16 protein-coding genes and 1 pseudogene are annotated in these 17019 nt (G+C 58.3%); 9 read left to right on the top strand and 8 right to left on the bottom strand.

Annotated features, from left to right (window positions below):
* From ACIP1X_RS18375 to ACIP1X_RS18360, 4 genes and pseudogenes are all read left to right on the top strand, one after another.
* Positions 1-541, top strand: a pseudogene (locus ACIP1X_RS18375) (threonine synthase); the annotation flags it as partial.
* 119 nt (positions 542-660) lie between these two features.
* Complete coding sequence (locus ACIP1X_RS18370; RefSeq protein WP_400754104.1) at positions 661-2007, top strand: transporter substrate-binding domain-containing protein; 1347 nt, start codon at positions 661-663, stop codon at positions 2005-2007.
* Between the two features lie 117 nt (positions 2008-2124).
* Entirely contained in the window at positions 2125-2532 is a 408-nt protein-coding gene (locus tag ACIP1X_RS18365; protein ID WP_159813832.1) for a response regulator, read from the top strand.
* A 164-nt stretch (positions 2533-2696) separates the two neighbouring features.
* Entirely contained in the window at positions 2697-2978 is a 282-nt protein-coding gene (locus ACIP1X_RS18360; protein WP_053117463.1) for a DUF3509 domain-containing protein, read from the top strand.
* 176 nt (positions 2979-3154) lie between these two features.
* Here the strand turns inward: ACIP1X_RS18360 and ACIP1X_RS18355 are convergent, their stop codons facing one another.
* Together ACIP1X_RS18355 and ACIP1X_RS18350 are read right to left on the bottom strand one after the other, a co-directional pair.
* Positions 3155-4135 (bottom strand): TIGR02285 family protein, encoded by a 981-nt coding sequence (locus ACIP1X_RS18355; RefSeq protein ID WP_082341389.1) that lies wholly within the window; start codon positions 4133-4135, stop codon positions 3155-3157.
* The gene (locus tag ACIP1X_RS18350) at positions 4062-5261 is read right to left on the bottom strand and encodes a CaiB/BaiF CoA transferase family protein (RefSeq protein ID WP_400754100.1); all 1200 of its coding nucleotides are present in this window, start codon (positions 5259-5261) and stop codon (positions 4062-4064) included. The genes ACIP1X_RS18355 and ACIP1X_RS18350 overlap by 74 nt, the downstream gene beginning before the upstream one ends.
* Positions 5262-5407: 146 nt before the next feature.
* Between ACIP1X_RS18350 and ACIP1X_RS18345 the strand changes: the two genes are divergently transcribed.
* The 3 genes from ACIP1X_RS18345 to ACIP1X_RS18335 all read left to right on the top strand — a co-directional run bounded on the left by ACIP1X_RS18345 (position 5408) and on the right by ACIP1X_RS18335 (position 9090).
* On the top strand, positions 5408-5950 hold the full coding sequence (locus tag ACIP1X_RS18345) for a YaeQ family protein (RefSeq protein WP_007908961.1): 543 nt from the start codon (positions 5408-5410) through the stop codon (positions 5948-5950).
* 55 nt (positions 5951-6005) lie between these two features.
* Positions 6006-7715 (top strand): single-stranded-DNA-specific exonuclease RecJ, encoded by a 1710-nt coding sequence (gene recJ / locus ACIP1X_RS18340; RefSeq protein ID WP_400754098.1) that lies wholly within the window; start codon positions 6006-6008, stop codon positions 7713-7715.
* A gap of 268 nt (positions 7716-7983) precedes the next feature.
* Complete coding sequence (locus ACIP1X_RS18335) at positions 7984-9090, top strand: NADH:flavin oxidoreductase/NADH oxidase (RefSeq protein WP_400754095.1); 1107 nt, start codon at positions 7984-7986, stop codon at positions 9088-9090.
* Between the two features lie 203 nt (positions 9091-9293).
* Here the strand turns inward: ACIP1X_RS18335 and ACIP1X_RS18330 are convergent, their stop codons facing one another.
* Entirely contained in the window at positions 9294-10922 is a 1629-nt protein-coding gene (locus tag ACIP1X_RS18330; protein ID WP_008081609.1) for a glucan biosynthesis protein D, read from the bottom strand.
* Between the two features lie 403 nt (positions 10923-11325).
* Here ACIP1X_RS18330 and ACIP1X_RS18325 point away from each other — a divergent pair, with 403 nt between their 5' ends.
* On the top strand, positions 11326-11511 hold the full coding sequence (locus ACIP1X_RS18325) for a hypothetical protein (protein WP_008081608.1): 186 nt from the start codon (positions 11326-11328) through the stop codon (positions 11509-11511).
* A gap of 38 nt (positions 11512-11549) precedes the next feature.
* Here the strand turns inward: ACIP1X_RS18325 and ACIP1X_RS18320 are convergent, their stop codons facing one another.
* The 3 genes from ACIP1X_RS18320 to ACIP1X_RS18310 all read right to left on the bottom strand — a co-directional run bounded on the left by ACIP1X_RS18320 (position 11550) and on the right by ACIP1X_RS18310 (position 12776).
* Positions 11550-11840, bottom strand: coding sequence for a type II toxin-antitoxin system RelE/ParE family toxin (locus ACIP1X_RS18320; protein WP_400754093.1), 291 nt, complete (start codon positions 11838-11840; stop codon positions 11550-11552).
* On the bottom strand, positions 11809-12066 hold the full coding sequence (locus ACIP1X_RS18315; protein WP_129389643.1) for a CopG family ribbon-helix-helix protein: 258 nt from the start codon (positions 12064-12066) through the stop codon (positions 11809-11811). Before ACIP1X_RS18315 ends, ACIP1X_RS18320 begins: the two co-directional genes overlap by 32 nt.
* A gap of 203 nt (positions 12067-12269) precedes the next feature.
* Positions 12270-12776, bottom strand: coding sequence for a Bro-N domain-containing protein (locus tag ACIP1X_RS18310; protein WP_400754091.1), 507 nt, complete (start codon positions 12774-12776; stop codon positions 12270-12272).
* 443 nt (positions 12777-13219) lie between these two features.
* Here ACIP1X_RS18310 and ACIP1X_RS18305 point away from each other — a divergent pair, with 443 nt between their 5' ends.
* Entirely contained in the window at positions 13220-13777 is a 558-nt protein-coding gene (locus ACIP1X_RS18305; RefSeq protein ID WP_064120574.1) for a hypothetical protein, read from the top strand.
* 58 nt (positions 13778-13835) lie between these two features.
* Here the strand turns inward: ACIP1X_RS18305 and ACIP1X_RS18300 are convergent, their stop codons facing one another.
* Both ACIP1X_RS18300 and ACIP1X_RS18295 read right to left on the bottom strand, forming a co-directional pair.
* A complete protein-coding gene (locus tag ACIP1X_RS18300) occupies positions 13836-15320 on the bottom strand; it encodes an APC family permease (protein WP_400754088.1) in 1485 nt (494 codons plus the stop codon).
* Between the two features lie 227 nt (positions 15321-15547).
* Positions 15548-16972 (bottom strand): gamma-aminobutyraldehyde dehydrogenase, encoded by a 1425-nt coding sequence (locus ACIP1X_RS18295; protein ID WP_400754086.1) that lies wholly within the window; start codon positions 16970-16972, stop codon positions 15548-15550.
* Positions 16973-17019 lie beyond the last annotated feature (47 nt).

Here is a 17019-nt window from a genome sequence, read left to right as displayed (position 1 = left end):
GAGCGGCAATCAGTACGTCAAGGACACCCTGCACGCCACGCTGTCGCCGTCGATGGACATCATGGTCTCGTCGAACTTCGAACGCCTGCTGTTCGACCTGCACGGTCGCAACGGTGCAGCGATTGCTGGCCTGATGGATTCGTTCAAGCAGGGCGGCGGTTTCAGCGTCGAGCAAGAACGCTGGACCGAAGCGCGCAAGCTGTTCGATTCGCTGGCTGTAGATGACGCACAGACTTGCGAAACCATCGCTGAAGTCTACGAGCAGACTGGCGAAGTGCTGGATCCGCACACCGCCATCGGTGTTAAAGCTGCGCGTGAATGCCGTCGCAGCCTGGATATCCCGATGGTCATCCTGGGCACCGCTCACCCGGTGAAATTCCCTGAAGCCGTAGAGAAAGCCGGTGTAGGAAAAGCGCTCGAACTACCTGCACATCTTTCTGATTTGTTTGAGCGAAATGAGCGCTGCACCGTTCTGCCAAACGAGCTGAAAGCCGTGCAAGCCTTTGTCAGCCAGCATGGCAACCGCGGCAAGCCGCTGTAAGCCGTAAAAGCTGTCACATTTTGAAGCCCGTCTCCTGACGGGCTTTTTTGTTTCTGCTGCCACACTGCTCGGGTTTTCACCCACGAAGGACGGGTGAGTTGATCACGAAGGAAGTGGCAATGTGGTTTTCCAGAGATTTGAAGCCGGCCCTGTGCTGGCTGTTTTTATTGGTAATGCTGGGGTTCATGCGCTGGGGGGTAGCGGCGCAACTGATGCAGCATGACGCTGACGTCAGCAAGGTTCAGCCCATTAAACTGAACGCAGAAGAGCAGCAATGGATCCGCGACAATCCGCGGGTCATCGTCGCGTCCGTGCAGTATCCGCTGTACCTGTTCCAGGATGAACATGCGCACTGGAACGGCCTGAACAGTGATGTGCTCAAGCGTATCAGCGCGATGACCGGTTTGCAGTTTGTGCATCAAGAGTCTTTCTCCACCGACCACCTGCTCGAACGGCTGGAGCGCGGTGAAGCGGACATCAGCACCACGCTGGCGATGAGCGATGAGCGCAAAGTGTTCCTCGATTTCAGCCATGCCTTTGGCGGTGCGGGCTGGGTGTTTGTCGGGCGTGTTGGCGAACCACAGGTGCAGTCGCTGGAGCAGTTGGCCAAACGTGTACTGGTGCTGCCAGCCCGGCACGCGCTGGAAGGCATCATCCGCCGCGACTATCCGGCCATTGAGATCCGCTCGGTGAAAACCTATGCCGAAGCACGGGCGTTGGTCGAAAGCGGTGAGGCTTATGCCACGATTGAAAACGAGATTGGCGCGCAGCTGTTTCCTTCCGGATTGCTCAGGGTCGGCGATTTGCTCGAAGGAAAATGGGAGGCAGATCACTTGGCGGTGCGCAAGGGCCAGCCGGAGTTGTTGAGCATCCTCAACAAGGCGCTTGAGGCTTTTCCGCCGGAGGAGTTGCGCGCGATTCGGCTCAAATGGCTCGACGGTGTTTCCCCGTTGCGGGTGCCCTCGGTGTGGCAGCGCATCGCCAGTTGGGGCTGTTGGGCGATGGCCGTGATTGGCACGTTCGGTCTGTTGTCGCTGGTCTGGAATCGGCGATTACGCGCGGCGATCAGGCAACGCACTGAAGCTGAAAAAGATCTCGGCGACCAGTTGGCGTTTCAGCATGCGTTGATCAATTCAATGCCCGATCCGGTGTTCGTCCGCGACCTGCTGGGCCGCTTGATCATGTGCAATCGCAGTTATGAGGAGGCGCTCGACATTCGTTTCGATCAGGTTCAGGGACGCTCGCTGATGGAGGTTGATGCGCTGCCACAGATCACGTCGCGCATGCTTCACGACGAATTCATGTCGCAGTTGCAGACGCGCAAGACGCGATTCTGCCGGCGCCAACTGCAATTCAAGAACGGCTCGCGGGAGATCTATCAATGGACGGTGCCGTTTTACAGCGCCGACGGAAAACTGCGCGGACTGCTCGGTGGCTGGACAGACATGAGCCGACGTCTGCACTGAGTTTGGGAAAAGTCCTATAACCCCTGAGGCCTTTTCCGATGGGAGGCTGAGGACGGCTGCCCTAGAGTGAACGGTGTCTGCGGTGAGAGTCCGCACCCGCCGTTTCAGAGGTCGCCTATGCGCTCGCTCAAAGTCCTGATCCTTGAACACAATCCGTTCCAGTTGATGGCGTTGCACCAGATGCTCAACGCCATCGGCATCTACAACGTACTGACCGCGCCGTCGCTGGGTTCGGCCTTGGGTTCGCTGGAGCAAAGCGGCGTCATCGATATCGCTATTTGCGATCCGCAACTCAAGGGCGGCGATGGCCTGGCGTTGATCCATCATCTGACCCGGCAGGAGCAATCACGCGCATTGATTCTGCTGGGCAACGTGGCGCCGAGCCTGCTGACCGACCTTGAAACGCTGCTGCACGCGCATGAGCTGCAACTGCTCGGACGCCTGCAAACGCCGGTTTCGGCGGTGTTGATGCGCGGTTTGCTTGATCAATACCTCAGCGCTTTGCATCAGCCTGTCGGGGCTTGAAACGCGGGGTATTTTTACTGTCATCTTCGCCGTGCATGCTCCATAGACCGGTAAGGCTCCAGGGATGGAGCAATCGCAGGCAGAACTTTCTTCTCGGGCCGGTGGTCATTTATTGTGAACACGCCCCAGGCACTGTGTTTTCGGACTATTGAGTGGAGATCGAGATGGAAAGTATCAGTCTATTGCTCGGTGAGGCTCTGAGCCCGTATCAAGTGACGTTGACCCCTCGCGGCAGCCATGGCGAATGCCTGGTGACCCTGAAGAACAGCAACGGCGCTATTGTGGTGGAACGCGAATTCAATCAGGCGCAGTTGAGCGACAAACGCTTGCTGACCGATGTCGTCGACGGCCTGCACCGTGACGTGCTGATTGCCGAAGGACGGCTGGAACCCTGTGTGATCGCGGCATTGCGCAACGCAGCGCTGGATAAACGTCCGACGCTGTAAAGATGAAATATTTTTTGTGGGAACCTTCCTGCATCCCTGTCAGTCAGACCCAGTAACAGCAGGATCAAGCATTGTGCTCCGGTGCTTGTCGCTTGCTGCTACTGGTCTTTATGTAGGCCACGTTTAACCCCGAGTCGTCTCCCCACTTCTCGGGGTTTCTTTTGTCTGGCGTTTGCCTATTGCGCGGCTTGCTGCTCGAAAAATGTCCGCGCTTGCTGCAGATAATCCGCTTGTCGTTCGGGATCCAGCCACGCCGCGTAGAGTTGATTCAAATGCTCGTGGGGCAGGGTGCGCAGCAGTTGATTGATTTCGCTGATGGCCTGGCGGCCCTGCGTGGTGTCGGAACAAGCGACATAGCCTGAGAGATATTTCTCGGTACCGCGAATCGAATAGAACTCCAGCTCATCTTCCGGAATTTGTGCCTGTTTCGCCTGATAGCGGATCTCTGGCCAATAGCCGAGCACCACCTGTAATCGGTTCAGCCGCTGCATCGACAGCAAATTGCTCAATGCATCATTGCCGTAGTGCGGGGTCAATGCGCCGCTGGGGGCGTGGCGCAACAGTCCGTCGATGTATTCGCCGTAACTGCGTTCGGCAACTACGCCGACTTTTCGCTCACCACTGGCCAGCAGCGCAGAAAAATCCACCGCACCGTCCACCAGATACGGTTCGAGTACCGCGCGATCTTTCTGACGCACCACCAAGCCATTGGCTACAGCGCGAATCGCCGGAATCGAATACGCCACCCATTGCGCGCGCTCTTTGTTCCACAGCAGCGCAGGGTCGCAAGCGAAAGGGTTTTCGTGAAGCATCTGCAAACCACGCGCACGGTTGACGCGCATGATCTTGTGTTCGTATTGCGGCATGCCGGCAATCAGTTGCGGCATCAAATGATCGATCACCCCCTGACCCTTTTTCGGTCCTTCGAAAATCGTCATCGGCGGTAAATCGCGCAGCAACCAGATCAACGTTGGCTTCGCCTGCGCCCACGTTGGCGAGGCCAGCAAAAACAACAGGCCGAACAGACGCCACGTCCACCATTGGTGAGCGCGGTTGGCGTCTGAGGGATGCAGGTTTTTCAGCTTAAATGGCTCCGTCTTCGCGCAATCGGGCGATCTGCTGCGCGTCGTAACCGAGGTCGTTGAGCACTTGCGCATTGTGTTCACCCAGCGTCGGCCCGACCCATTCGGAACTGCCCGGTGTCTCGGAAAGTTTCGGCACGATACCCGGCATCTTGAAGTCCTTGCCGTCCGGCAACTTGGCGGACAGGAACATCTCCCGGGCGAGGTATTGCGGGTCGCTGAACATGTCTTCGGCGCTGAAAATGCGGCTGACCGGTACTTCGGCCTGATTGAGCAGATCGAGCACCGTTTGCAGCGGCTGCGAATTGACCCAACGATCGATCACGCCATACAACTCGTCGCGGCGACTGTCGCGCCCGTCGTTGCTGGCCAGCATCGGGTCATTAGCCAGATCTTCGCGCCCGATGATCAGCATGAAGCGCTTGAAGATCGCATCACCATTGGCGCCGATCTGCACGTGCTTGCCGTCGGCGCTGGTGTGAATCGAAGAGGGCGTGATGCCGGGCATGATGTTGCCGGTGCGTTCGCGGATAAACCCGAACACATCGAACTCCGGCACCATGCTTTCCATCATCGCGAAAATCGCTTCGTACAAGGCCACATCGACCACTTGGCCGAGCCCGCCATTGACTTCGCGATGACGCAGCGCCATCAGTGCGCCGATCACGCCCCACAGCGCGGCAATCGAATCGCCGATGGAAATCCCGGTGCGCACCGGTGGGCGGTCTTCAAAACCGGTGATATAGCGCAAACCGCCCATGGATTCGCCAACCGCGCCGAAGCCTGGCTGATCTTTCATTGGCCCGGTCTGGCCGAAACCGGACAGGCGCACCATCACCAGTTTCGGGTTCAGCGCGTGCAGGGTTTCCCAACTCAGGCCGAGTTTTTCCAGCACACCGGGGCGAAAGTTCTCGATGAGAATGTCGGCTTCACTGAGCAGTTTTTTCAGGATCGCCAAACCGTCGGGGTGTTTCAGATTCAGCGTCAGCGACTTCTTGTTGCGCGCCTGCACGAACCACCACAAGGACGTGCCTTCATACATTTTTCGCCATTTGCGCAGCGGATCACCGCCGTCCGGCGATTCGATCTTGATCACTTCAGCGCCGAACTCGCCGCAAATACGCGAGGCAAACGGCCCGGCAATCAACGTACCCAATTCAATGACTTTCACACCGCTGAGCGGCTTGTTGGAAAACGGCATGCTGAATCCTGTAGGACAAGGCTGTGCGGATACAGCGTTTTAACATAGCCGGCTGTCAGACGCCGCAGGTTGATCGCCATCAATTCGATGATTGCCTACCGCATCGGTTAGACTTGCCGCCTTTCCTCGTATCAAGAAGCCCGTTCATGGCCCAGCCGTCCACTACCTACAAATTTGAACTGAACCTCACCGACCTCGACCGCAGTGTCTACGAGAGCGTCAAGCAGACCATCGCCCGTCACCCTTCGGAAACCGAAGAGCGCATGACCGTGCGCCTGCTGGCCTACGCCCTCTGGTACAACGAGCAGTTGTCGTTTGGTCGCGGTCTGTCAGACGTGGATGAACCTGCGCTGTGGGAAAAGAGCCTGGACGATCGCGTTCTGCACTGGATCGAAGTCGGCCAGCCAGACGCCGATCGCCTGACCTGGTGCTCGCGCCGCACCGAGCGCACCAGCCTGCTCGCCTACGGCAGCCTGCGCGTCTGGGAAACCAAAGTGATCCCGGCGATCAAGAACCTGAAAAACGTCAACATCGCCGCCGTCCCGCAAGAAGTGCTGGAGACTTTGGCCAAAGACATGCCCCGCGTCATCAAATGGGACGTGATGATCAGCGAAGGGACGATCTTCGTCACCGACGACCGTGGTCAGCACGAAGTCCAGTTGCAATGGCTACAAGGTGAGCGCGGCTGATCCCGCGCCTGTAGCTGATTAATCCCACGTATTAAAGAGAAGTCTCCGTTACCCCATGCGCATCGAACCTCGTCAACTGCCTGCCACGCTGCCGTTTCTCGGTGATATTCCGCCGTTGCTGACCCGCCTGTATGCGGCGCGGGGCGTGCAGTCCGAGGCAGAACTGGACAAGAGCCTGGCACGGTTGATCCCGTTTCAGCAGCTCAAGGGCATCGACGCCGCAGTGGACTTGCTGGTGACGGCGCTGGAGCAACGCCAGCGCATCCTCATCGTCGGCGACTTCGACGCGGACGGCGCGACGGCCAGCACGGTCGGCATGCTTGGCTTGCGTTTACTCGGTGCGGCGCACGTCGATTATCTGGTGCCGAACCGCTTCGAATATGGCTACGGCCTGACCCCGGAAATCGTCGAAGTCGCTTTGACCCGTGAGCCACATTTGCTGGTCACCGTCGACAACGGCATCTCCAGCGTCGAGGGCGTGGCGGCGGCGAAAAAGGCTGGCCTCAAGGTCTTGATCACCGACCACCACTTGCCGGGCGATGAATTGCCGCAGGCCGATGCGCTGGTCAATCCGAACCAGCCTGGCTGCGAGTTTCCGAGCAAGGCACTGGCCGGCGTCGGCGTAATTTTTTATGTGTTGATGGCGTTGCGTGCGCGTTTGCGCAGTCTCGGCTGGTACGAGAACAAGCCGCAGCCGAACATCGGTGAACTGCTTGATCTAGTCGCGCTGGGTAGCGTTGCCGACGTGGTACCGCTGGACGCCAACAACCGGATTCTGGTGCACCAAGGCCTGGAGCGAATTCGCGCCGGTCGCGCACGGCCGGGGATCAAAGCGATCCTTGAAGTGGCCAAGCGTGACGCCACCCGCATCACGTCCACCGATCTCGGTTTTATCGTCGGCCCGCGCCTGAACGCTGCCGGGCGTCTGGATGACATGAGCCTGGGCATCGAATGCCTGCTCACTGCCGACGCCAACGTTGCCCGGGAAATGGCCGCGCAACTGGACGGCATGAACCAGGATCGCAAATCCATCGAGCAGGGCATGCAGCGTGAAGCGCTGGCGCAGCTCAAGGACTTGCCGGTGGAGTCGATGCCATTTGGTCTGTGCCTGTTCGATCCGGAGTGGCATCAGGGTGTGATCGGTATTCTCGCGTCACGGATGAAAGAGCGCTACTTCCGTCCGACCATTGCCTTCGCTGATGCCGGTGATGGTTTGCTCAAGGGCTCGGGGCGTTCGGTGCAGGGCTTTCATATTCGTGATGCGCTGAGCGTTGTTGCAGCACAGCATCCGACCCTGATCGCCAAGTACGGCGGCCACGCGATGGCCGCCGGTCTGACCTTGCCGCAAGAGAATTTTCCGCTTTTCGCCGAGGCCTTTGACGCTGAAGTGCGTAGGCAACTTCGCGAGGAAGACCTGACCGGGCGCATGCTCTCGGACGGCACGCTGGCGGTGGAGGAGTTCCACCTCGAACTGGCTCGCGCCCTGCGCCATGCCGGGCCTTGGGGGCAGCATTTTCCTGAGCCGCTGTTTCACGGGGTGTTTCAGTTGGTCGAGCAGCGTGTTGTTGGCGAGCGGCATCTGAAAGTGGTGCTGAAGAGCGAATGTGGTTCGGTGAAACTGGACGGTATTGCGTTCGGTATTGACCGGGATATCTGGCCAAATCCGACGATTCAGTGGGTTGAGCTGGCTTATAAGCTCGACGTTAACGAGTTTCGGGGTAATGAGACGGTACAACTGATGATTGCCCATATCGAACCGCGTTGACCCCTTCGCGAGCAGGCTCGCTCCCGCAGGTACGGTGTTGTCCTTGTGGGAGCGAGCCTGCTCGCGAAAGCGTCCTTTCACACACTGAATCACTCTGAACCCTCCCTCATCCCCCGTTGTCGACTAGGCTCTAAGCACTGCTTGATTGGCCTTGTGACGTCTTGTCGAATTTTTTGCCCGCGGGGGCGGGTGCTGCACTTTTTTCCTGTCACTCGTCGACTATTCAAACAGAACCCTGGAGCCTGCCCACTGATTTGAGAGGTGCCCCATGAGTCTGCTGCTTGAACCCTTTACCCTTCGCCAACTGACCCTTCCGAACCGCATCGCCGTCTCGCCAATGTGCCAATACTCGAGCGTCGACGGCCTGGCCAACGACTGGCACCTGGTGCACCTCGGCAGCCGCGCGGTGGGTGGCGCCGGCCTGGTCTTCACTGAAGCCACGGCGGTGACCGCCGACGGGCGGATCACCGCCGAAGACCTCGGTCTGTGGAACGACGAACAGATCGAACCGCTGCAACGCATTACCCGCTTCATCACCGCCCAAGGCGCGGTCGCCGGCATTCAACTGGCCCACGCCGGGCGCAAGGCCAGCACCCATCGGCCGTGGATCGGCAAGCATGGCAGCGTTAAACCCGATGACGGCGGCTGGACCCCGGTCGGGCCGTCGCCGATTGCCTTTGACCCGCAACACACGCAACCGAAACAGCTGGATGAAGGGCAGATTGCCGACGTCATCCAGGCCTTTGTCGATGCCGCGAAACGCGCGCTGAAGGCCGGTTTCAGCGTGGTTGAGGTACACGCGGCGCATGGGTATCTACTGCATCAATTTCTCTCGCCGCTGAGCAACCAACGCCGCGATCAGTACGGTGGTTCGTTTGAAAATCGTATTCGTCTGGTGTTGCAAGTGACTGAAGCGGTGAGGGCGGTTTGGCCGGAAGAGTTGCCGTTGTTTGTCCGCGTATCGGCCACCGACTGGGTGGAGGACGGCTGGAATCCGGATGAAACCGTGGAGCTGGCGCGACGCCTGCACACGCTTGGCGCCGATCTGATCGATGTGTCTTCGGGTGGCACCGCAGCGAATGCCGAAATCCCCGTCGGGCCGGGTTATCAGACACGCTTCGCCGAGCGCGTACGCAAAGAGTCAGGCATCGCCACCGGCACCGTGGGAATGATTACCGAGCCGGCGCAGGCCGAGCATATTCTGCGCACCTGTCAGGCCGACATCATCTTCCTCGCCCGCGAGCTGCTGCGTGATCCGTACTGGCCGCTGCATGCCGACGATGATCTGGGTGGACGCAAAGCGGTGTGGCCGGCGCAGTATCAGCGCGCGACGCATCGGGATCAGCCGATTCATGAGTCTGATTTGCGCGATTGAGTCAGTAGCGATAAAGCAAAAGCCCCGGTCAGTGATGGCCGGGCTTTGTTTTGTCTGCTGAATGTTGTTTTGCCTGGGCCTCCTTCGCGAGCAGGCTCGCTCCCACATGGATTCAATGCCGGTCATGACTTTTGTGGTCGACCGAGATCAACTGTGGGAGCGAGCCTGCTCGCGAAGAGGCCCGCCCAAACGCTAGAGAACCCTCAAGGGTATTTGCGCTTATCCGGCGCCGGCGGGAAGTACTGGTACAACCACGTCTCGCTCAACGTGCGATCGTTGGTGCGAATAAACAACCGCAGCTCCACCGGCTCAACGCTGTCACTGGTCGGGTACCAGTCAAACAGAATCCGGTAACCCTTGATGTCATCCAGCACCAGCACGCTGAAATCCTGCACCTTGCCGTTCGAACACGTCACCACCGGCTCAATCCCGGTGCCCTGCGGCAATCGATCCAGGCCGCCACCCGTGAAATCCACAGCAAAACGACGTGCCCACACCGGCGGGTAATGCTCGCCCGGTGCCCAGCCCTCAACGAAACCGCCCATCCCGGAACGAGTTGCCTGCACCCGCGCCAACGGCGTGCTCACCGGCGGCAAAGCGCTCCAGTAAAGCTTGTAGCCGTAGTTCAGGGAATCACCGGCAGCCACCGGTTTCTTCGGTGTCCAGAACGCCACGATGTTATCGAGCGTCTCGCCAGTCGTAGGGATTTCCAGCAGATCGATAGAGCCTTCGCCCCACGCAGTGGTCGGTTCTACCCACAGGCTCGGGCGCTTGCTGTACCAGTCGACGGTGTCCTGATAGTTGGCGAACTCATGGTCGGTCTGCACCAGGCCGAACCCTTTCGGATCGGTATCGGCAAACGCGTTGAATTGCAGAGTCGCCGGATTGTTCAGCGGACGGCAGATCCACTCGCCGTTGCCGCGCCACATCGCCAGGCGATCCGAGTCATGGATTTGCGGGTGAATGGTGTCGCACATGCGCCGTTCGTGGTTGCCGCAGCTGAACATGCTGGTCATCGGCGAGATGCCCAGTTGCTCGATGGCGGTGCGCGCATTGATGTGCGCGTCGATCTCCATCACCACGCGCTCGGCCTGGCAATCGATATCAAAACGGTAGGCGCCGGTGGCGCTCGGCGAGTCGAGCAGGGCGTAGACCACAAAACGCGTGGCGTTCTGATCCGGGGTCTCGAACCAGAACTTAGTGAAGTCAGGGAATTCTTCGCGTTTCTTGGCGTAAGTGTCGATCGCCAGACCGCGCGCGGAGAGGCCATATTGGCCAGTCGCATCCACCGCACGGAAATAACTGGCGCCGAGGAACGACACCACGTCATGGCGATCCAGTTCCGGCGCCTTGAACAGCTTGAAGCCGGCAAAACCCAGGTCGCCCTTGAGCTGCTGGGTGTCGACCGAAGTGTTCTCGTAGTTGAACAGCGCCGGGCGGAAATGCACCTCGCGCGCGGTACGGGTCTTCGGATCGACGCTGTACATGCGCACCGGCTGGCGGAAACCCATGCCGACGTGGAAGAACTGCACGTCGAGCTGGCCCTTGTTTTCCTTCCACAACGAATGATTACCGTCGTAGCGGATCGCGTTGAAATTCTGCGGCGTCATGGTCGCCAGCGTCGGCGGCAGCACCTGTTTAGTGTCCTGATAGGCACTGCCAGCCAGTTGCTTGGCCTGGCGCTTCAGCGCTTCGAAGTCAAACGCCTGCGCCTCGCCATCAGCGGCGCCGCCACTGGCCGCCCATGCGCGGGTCGCCAGCAGGCCGGTGGCCGAAAGACCGGTGTAAGCCGCAATGGCCATGGACGCTTTGAGCAAATTCCTGCGGTGCATAAATACAACCTGTCGTGTGCAATCCCGCGCCGTTCCTGGCACGTGCTGGATCAGAAATAACGGTTCGGACAAGCCTTCGGCCAAACGCAACGGACTATAAACAGATGCCGGCTAGCTTAAACGGTTCGCTCGCAATGCAAAATTCGTTGATTCACTGCGCCAGTGTGTCAATGAAACAAGACATGTCGGTTAAAAATCTGACAGGACGTTCTGATTTACACGGCATATCTGCTTTTCTTGACTAATTACTCTAAAAACCGCTTTTCAGCGGCGAATTTATTTCTATTCTATGGGCATGGCCGGCGCGATCCATTTGGCCGGCAGGGCACACGGCGCTGCTGTAAGGGGCAGGGCGATGTGGTGTTTAAGCAATTCTTTGCAGTACTAGAGAAGGACATCGTCCATGGCAAAAATACAAGGCATCACCGACATGCTGGGCATCTTCCCCTGCCTGGGCAGCGGGCGCAGAAGGCGCCGGTTGAGCTCTGAGGAACTGAAACTGGTGGAGCGCTATCGCGAGCTTTCGGAAAGTGACCGGATTGCGATGCGGTATCTGGTGGATGCGATGCGGAGCGTTTCGCGGTTTTGAGTGAGGTGTGAAGTAACCAGCCGTCCTTTACGGCTGGTTCACCAATCCCGCGATCGTTCTGCTCGCTGGTGCAGAACACGAAGTATTTGAATGCGACCGTGCATCAACCGGTAGGGGGCAATGAATGGATAGCGAGTCATCACCAACTCTCGAATATCGGGGGCGACCGACGGCCTCCCTGATCCAGGAAATTGTTCAAGTTGACGAAACGTTTTAAGAATCGAATCGATGATTTCTAAGGAGCCCTCGGAACCTAAAAGGCCTTGGTAGTACTCATGGATAACATCGAGATCATTTTCAGCCCTTTTTGTCAGTACTACGTTCGGCACGTTTTGCCCACTTAGCCTTCACGGCATCCAGATCGGTGAGATTTCCAGCATCGGCATCTGCGATACCTTCGCTGATAGCTTGTAGATGCCATGACTCGGCTTCTACGTATCGAACCAGTGCACGCTTGAGATGGTATTGACGGTCTCTGTCCGTTGCCGCAGCCAGTTCATCCAGCTGCTGTGCCAACAATTCTTCGACGCGGAAAGATAGAACTGGCGAGGCCATGTCAGAATTCCTATGTATACGTTGTAAACGACGTAAACACCCTAGGCTGCTGCCAGAGCTTCGTCAACCAGTGAGCGTGCGACAGTCCAAGAAAACTGTAGCGGGCCAGAGCGGAACGAAGCGTCGAGATGTGTTGCGAAATGCTTGGCGTAACACTCTGACGTCAGAATCGACGCCAGAGATAGACTAGTTTTGACGAGGAATTAGTTACAAGTCCCCTGAACTGGGAATGGCCGCTGTCCGTTTATTAACTCTGGAACATCCCGCCATTTGACCCACGCCTGCTGTTGCCAGTGCAGCAGCGGTACGGTGACGCCCGCCCAATGCATCGAACTCAGGCTCGGGTGGTTTTCCTCTGGACTTGAATGGTTTTCGCGCATCATCGGGATGACTTCATGGCTCAGCCATTGGCGCAGGTAGCGGTTTTCCGGGACGACGTGGTGAACGAGCAGGGCGAACAGGCCGGACTCGCTGACCATCGCGCAATCGATGATTTCGCCGTCCTTGCGCAGGAGGACATTGCGACGCTGGTCGGGATCGAGTTTCAGGGTGAGGCGTTCGTTCAGGGGGTAACCCATCAAGCGACCGAGATCTTGAACACAGAACCAGGCTTCGTGATCTTGCATGAAGGCGTGGAGGAAGCGGTTGTGGCGGGTGAAGATGGTGGGGGTGAAGTGGGTCGACGATGAATTTTGGATTTGCGCAGACATGTAGTGACTTCCGGTTTGAGTAGGAAAGTCGCCATCAACTCTTCGACAAGTTGGGTGGCGAACCGTGTGGCGTTCGAAGTCGGGATACTTCCAGTCAAACACGGAAAAGCCAGAAGGCCCGCGCCACACGGCCCGCCATAAAGCAAAACTGAAGCTGTGACAACCACAGTTCAATGGAGGGCATGCAAGCACCGCGTTGACAGTTTCCGGCTTCGACTCCGGGTCGCTGAATTAACAGCGACGGGATAAAGCCTATCGGTCAGGCGCTTGCGGCGACAAGTCTACTCTTTCGACGCACAGCGTAGGAAATGGGGCTTTTTCAAGAAGGCCGTATCTGTAGGAAATGCCTGATTTTGCACTGATGACGGTGAGCCCATCCCTGACCGGCATTTTTTCCGTTATTCATATGAATCTCTAGAAGCGCTGCAGATGATTTGAATTCAATGACCACTGTATTTATTGCTGGCTCTATCAACATCAAGAACCTTGATCCGAAGGTTAAAGAGCGCATCAATAATATCGTCGCGTCAGATTTTGAGGTGGTGGTTGGGGATGCAGGTGGCGCCGACACCTCCATTCAGGAGTACCTGCTGAGTCTCGAACGATCCAGAACCACAGTGTTCTGCAGCGGTTCTGCTCCGAGGAATAACCTTGGACAGTGGCCCGCCAGAACAGTCGACTCCAAGCATTCGAAAGGGTCGAGAGCCTTCTTCACCGAGAAGGACGTCGTCATGGCCGAAGCAGCTGACTACGGTTTGATGATCTGGGACGCAAAGAGCACCGGTACGCTCAGTAACGTCATTGAACTGTTGTCGAGAAAGAAGAAGTCGCTTGTTTTCGTCAACAAGGAAAAGGAATTCAAGGTGGTCGGAGACGTCAGTCAGCTCGAAGAATTGATTGCATTCATGTCCGATCACGCCAAGCAAAAAGCCAACGAAAAAATCAAACTGTTCGACCGTATTTCCTTGTTGAAGCACGATCAGGCAGAGCTTTCTTTTTGATGTTTTTTCTCGGTTTTCCTGAACCCCGGCACCTTGGCGGTGCCGGGGGCAAACGCTCTTAGCGACTCACCTTCCAAGCATCCCCAGCCGGCGCCTTGCCATGGTCATACGGCTTGCCAATCCACATATAAACCAAGCCCAAGCCAATCACGATCGCCGTGCTCAACACCATCGCATAGTTCACATACCACGCCGCATCGGGCGTGCGTGGCCAGGCCATGTTGATGATTGCGCCAACGCCGTACACCAGCGCGCCGATGTTCACCGGCCAGCCCCAGGCGCCGAGGGTGAATTTGCCGCTCGGTTTCCAGCCTTTGCTGCGGGCGTACAGCGCGGCCAGCACGATCATCTGGAACGCGAGATAGATGCCGATGGCGGCGAAGCTGACGATGGTGGCCACGGCGTCTTGCAGGAAGAAGCCGAGGGCGATGATCAGGGCCGGCAGGACGCCGGACACGAACAGCGCGGCAACCGGTACTTGGGTGGTAGGAGAAATCTTTTTCAGCAGTCGGCTGCCGATGACCATTTCATCGCGAGCGTAGGAATACAGTAGACGGCTCGCCGCTGCTTGTAGGCTGATGACGCAGGAGATGAAAGAAATCATCACCACGCCCATCACTACTTTCGAACCGACCGGGCCGAAGGCGTTGTTGAGGATGGTGGTGACCGGGTCTTTGTCGGTGCCGTTGATCACGGCTTGCATGTCCGGCACGGCGAGGATCAGCGCCAGGCAGGCGAACATCGCCGCGATGCCGCCGATGTAGATGGTCATGCGCATGGCCACCGGGATTTTTGCGCTCGGGTTCGGGGTTTCTTCGGCGACGTCGCCGCAGGCCTCGAAGCCGTAGTAGAGGAACATCCCCGCCAGCGATGCGGTGAGGAAGGCCGGAAGGTACGAGCCTTCGACGCTGATGTCGAAGGTGTTGAACAGCACGCTCAGCGGTTGATGGCGTTCGAACACCAACAAGTAAACGCCAACGATCACCGCGCCAACCAGTTCGCAGAGGAAGCCGAACATGGCGATGCGCGCCAGCACTTTGGTGCCGCTGAGGTTAACCAGTGTGGCGAACAGGGTCAGCACCAGGGCGATGACGATGTTGGTGTTGTTGCTTGGCTCGAAACCGAGCATAGCGGCGAGGTACGGGCCAGCGCCGACCGCAACGGCAGCGATGGTCACGCAGAGGGCGATGGAGTAGATCCAGCCGACCATCCACGCCCATTTCTTACCGACCAAGCGACGTGCCCAAGGGTAAACACCGCCGGAAATCGGGAACTGCGAAACCACTTCGCCGAAGATCAGGCACACCAGCAGCTGGCCGCAACCGACCAGCAAGTAGGCCCAGAACATCGGGGGCCCGCCAGCGGCGAGGCACAGGCCGAAGAGGGTATAAACCCCTACGACCGGTGACAGATAAGTGAAGCCCAAAGCGAAATTTTCCCACAGGCTCATGCTGCGGTTGAAGTTCGAGGTGTAGCCCAGTTGGCGCAGTTGTTCGGCATCGCTGTCGGCAACGGCTGTGGCGAGATCGGGTGAGGAACTCATGTGTGTTTTGCTCCGTGAAATCGGCAGATTTCGGATGGCCGAGGCCGTGGCGGGGCCATGCAGGCGCCGCCCGGTTCGGTAGTTGTTGTTTTGGTTTCCTGGTGGTGCGTAATTGCCGGTTTCCTTCCTGAAACCGGGGTGACGCCTTCGCGAGCAGGCTCGCTCCCACAGGGGGAACGCATTTGAATTAATGTGGGAGCGAGCCTGCTCGCGAAGCTTTTAAAGGCTTAATGCTTGAACATCACATGCCGAACCGTGGTGTAGTCCTCCAGCCCATACATGGACATGTCTTTCCCGTACCCGGACAATTTCTGACCGCCATGGGGCATTTCGCTGACGAGCATGAAGTGCGTATTCACCCAAGTGCAGCCGTACTGCAAACGCGCCGACATGCGATGCGCGCGTCCTACATCCGCCGTCCACACCGAGGAGGCGAGGCCGTAGTCCGAATCGTTGGCCCATTCCAGCGCCTGCGCTTCATCGGTGAATTTGGTCACGGAAACCACCGGCCCAAACACTTCGCGGCGAACGATTTCGTCGTCCTGCTGCGCATCGGCCAACACGGTCGGCTCGAAGAAGAAACCATTGCCATCAACAGCCTTGCCGCCAGTGATCAAACGAATGTGCGGCTGCGCCACAGCACGCTCGACAAACCCGGCAACACGGTCGCGATGTTGTGCAGTGATCAACGGCCCCAGCTCGGTCGACGGATCATCCTGCAAGCCGTACTTGATGCTGCTGACCGCCGCGCCGAGCTTCTCGACGAATTTGTCGTAGATGCCCTGTTGCGCATAAATCCGGCACGCGGCAGTGCAATCCTGCCCAGCGTTGTAGAAACCAAACGTGCGAATACCTTCCACCGCTGCATCGATATCGGCGTCGTCGAAGATGATCACTGGCGCCTTACCGCCCAGTTCCATGTGCATGCGTTTGACGCTGTCGGCAGTGCTGGAAATGATATTGGCGCCCGTAGCGATGGAGCCGGTCAGCGAAACCATGCGCACTTTCGGATGGGTAACCAACGGACTACCAACGGTAGGCCCACGACCAAACACCAGATTGAGTACACCGGCCGGGAAGATTTCCGACGCCAGTTCGGCCAGACGCAACGCGGTCAGCGGGGTTTGTTCCGACGGCTTGAGCACCACGGTATTACCGGCAGCCAGCGCCGGGGCGATTTTCCAGGCGACCATCATCAGCGGGTAGTTCCATGGCGCGATCGAGGCGATGACGCCAACCGGATCGCGGCGGATCATCGAGGTGTGGCCGGGCAGGTATTCGCCACCGGCCGAACCGCTCATGCAACGGCTGGCGCCGGCGAAGAAACGGAACACATCGGCAATCGCCGGAATCTCATCGTTGAGCGCGGCGTTGTAGGGTTTGCCGCAGTTGTCAGATTCGAGTTTGGCCAGTTCTTCGCCGTGGGCTTCGATGGCGTCGGCGAGTTTGAGCAGCAGCAGCGAGCGGTCTTTCGGCGCGGTTTGCGACCAGTCGGCGAAGGCGTTGTCGGCGGCGCGCACGGCGGCATCGACCTGGGCTTCAGTGGCTTCGTTGATCTCTACCAGGACTTCGCCACGCGAAGGGTTGAGCACCGGTTGCGCCGGGCCTTCGCCGTTGACCAGTTGGCCGTTGATCAAGAGTTTGGTTTGCATGTCTGTTGTCCTCACTAACGCTTTTATTGTTCTGGCCGAATCGAGAA

It is taken from the genome of Pseudomonas sp. NPDC088885 (assembly GCF_044750025.1).
GTDB classification, from domain to species: domain Bacteria; phylum Pseudomonadota; class Gammaproteobacteria; order Pseudomonadales; family Pseudomonadaceae; genus Aquipseudomonas; species Aquipseudomonas rustica.
Note: the sequence above shows the minus strand (reverse complement) of the source record. Positions and strands in the feature narration are given on the sequence as shown.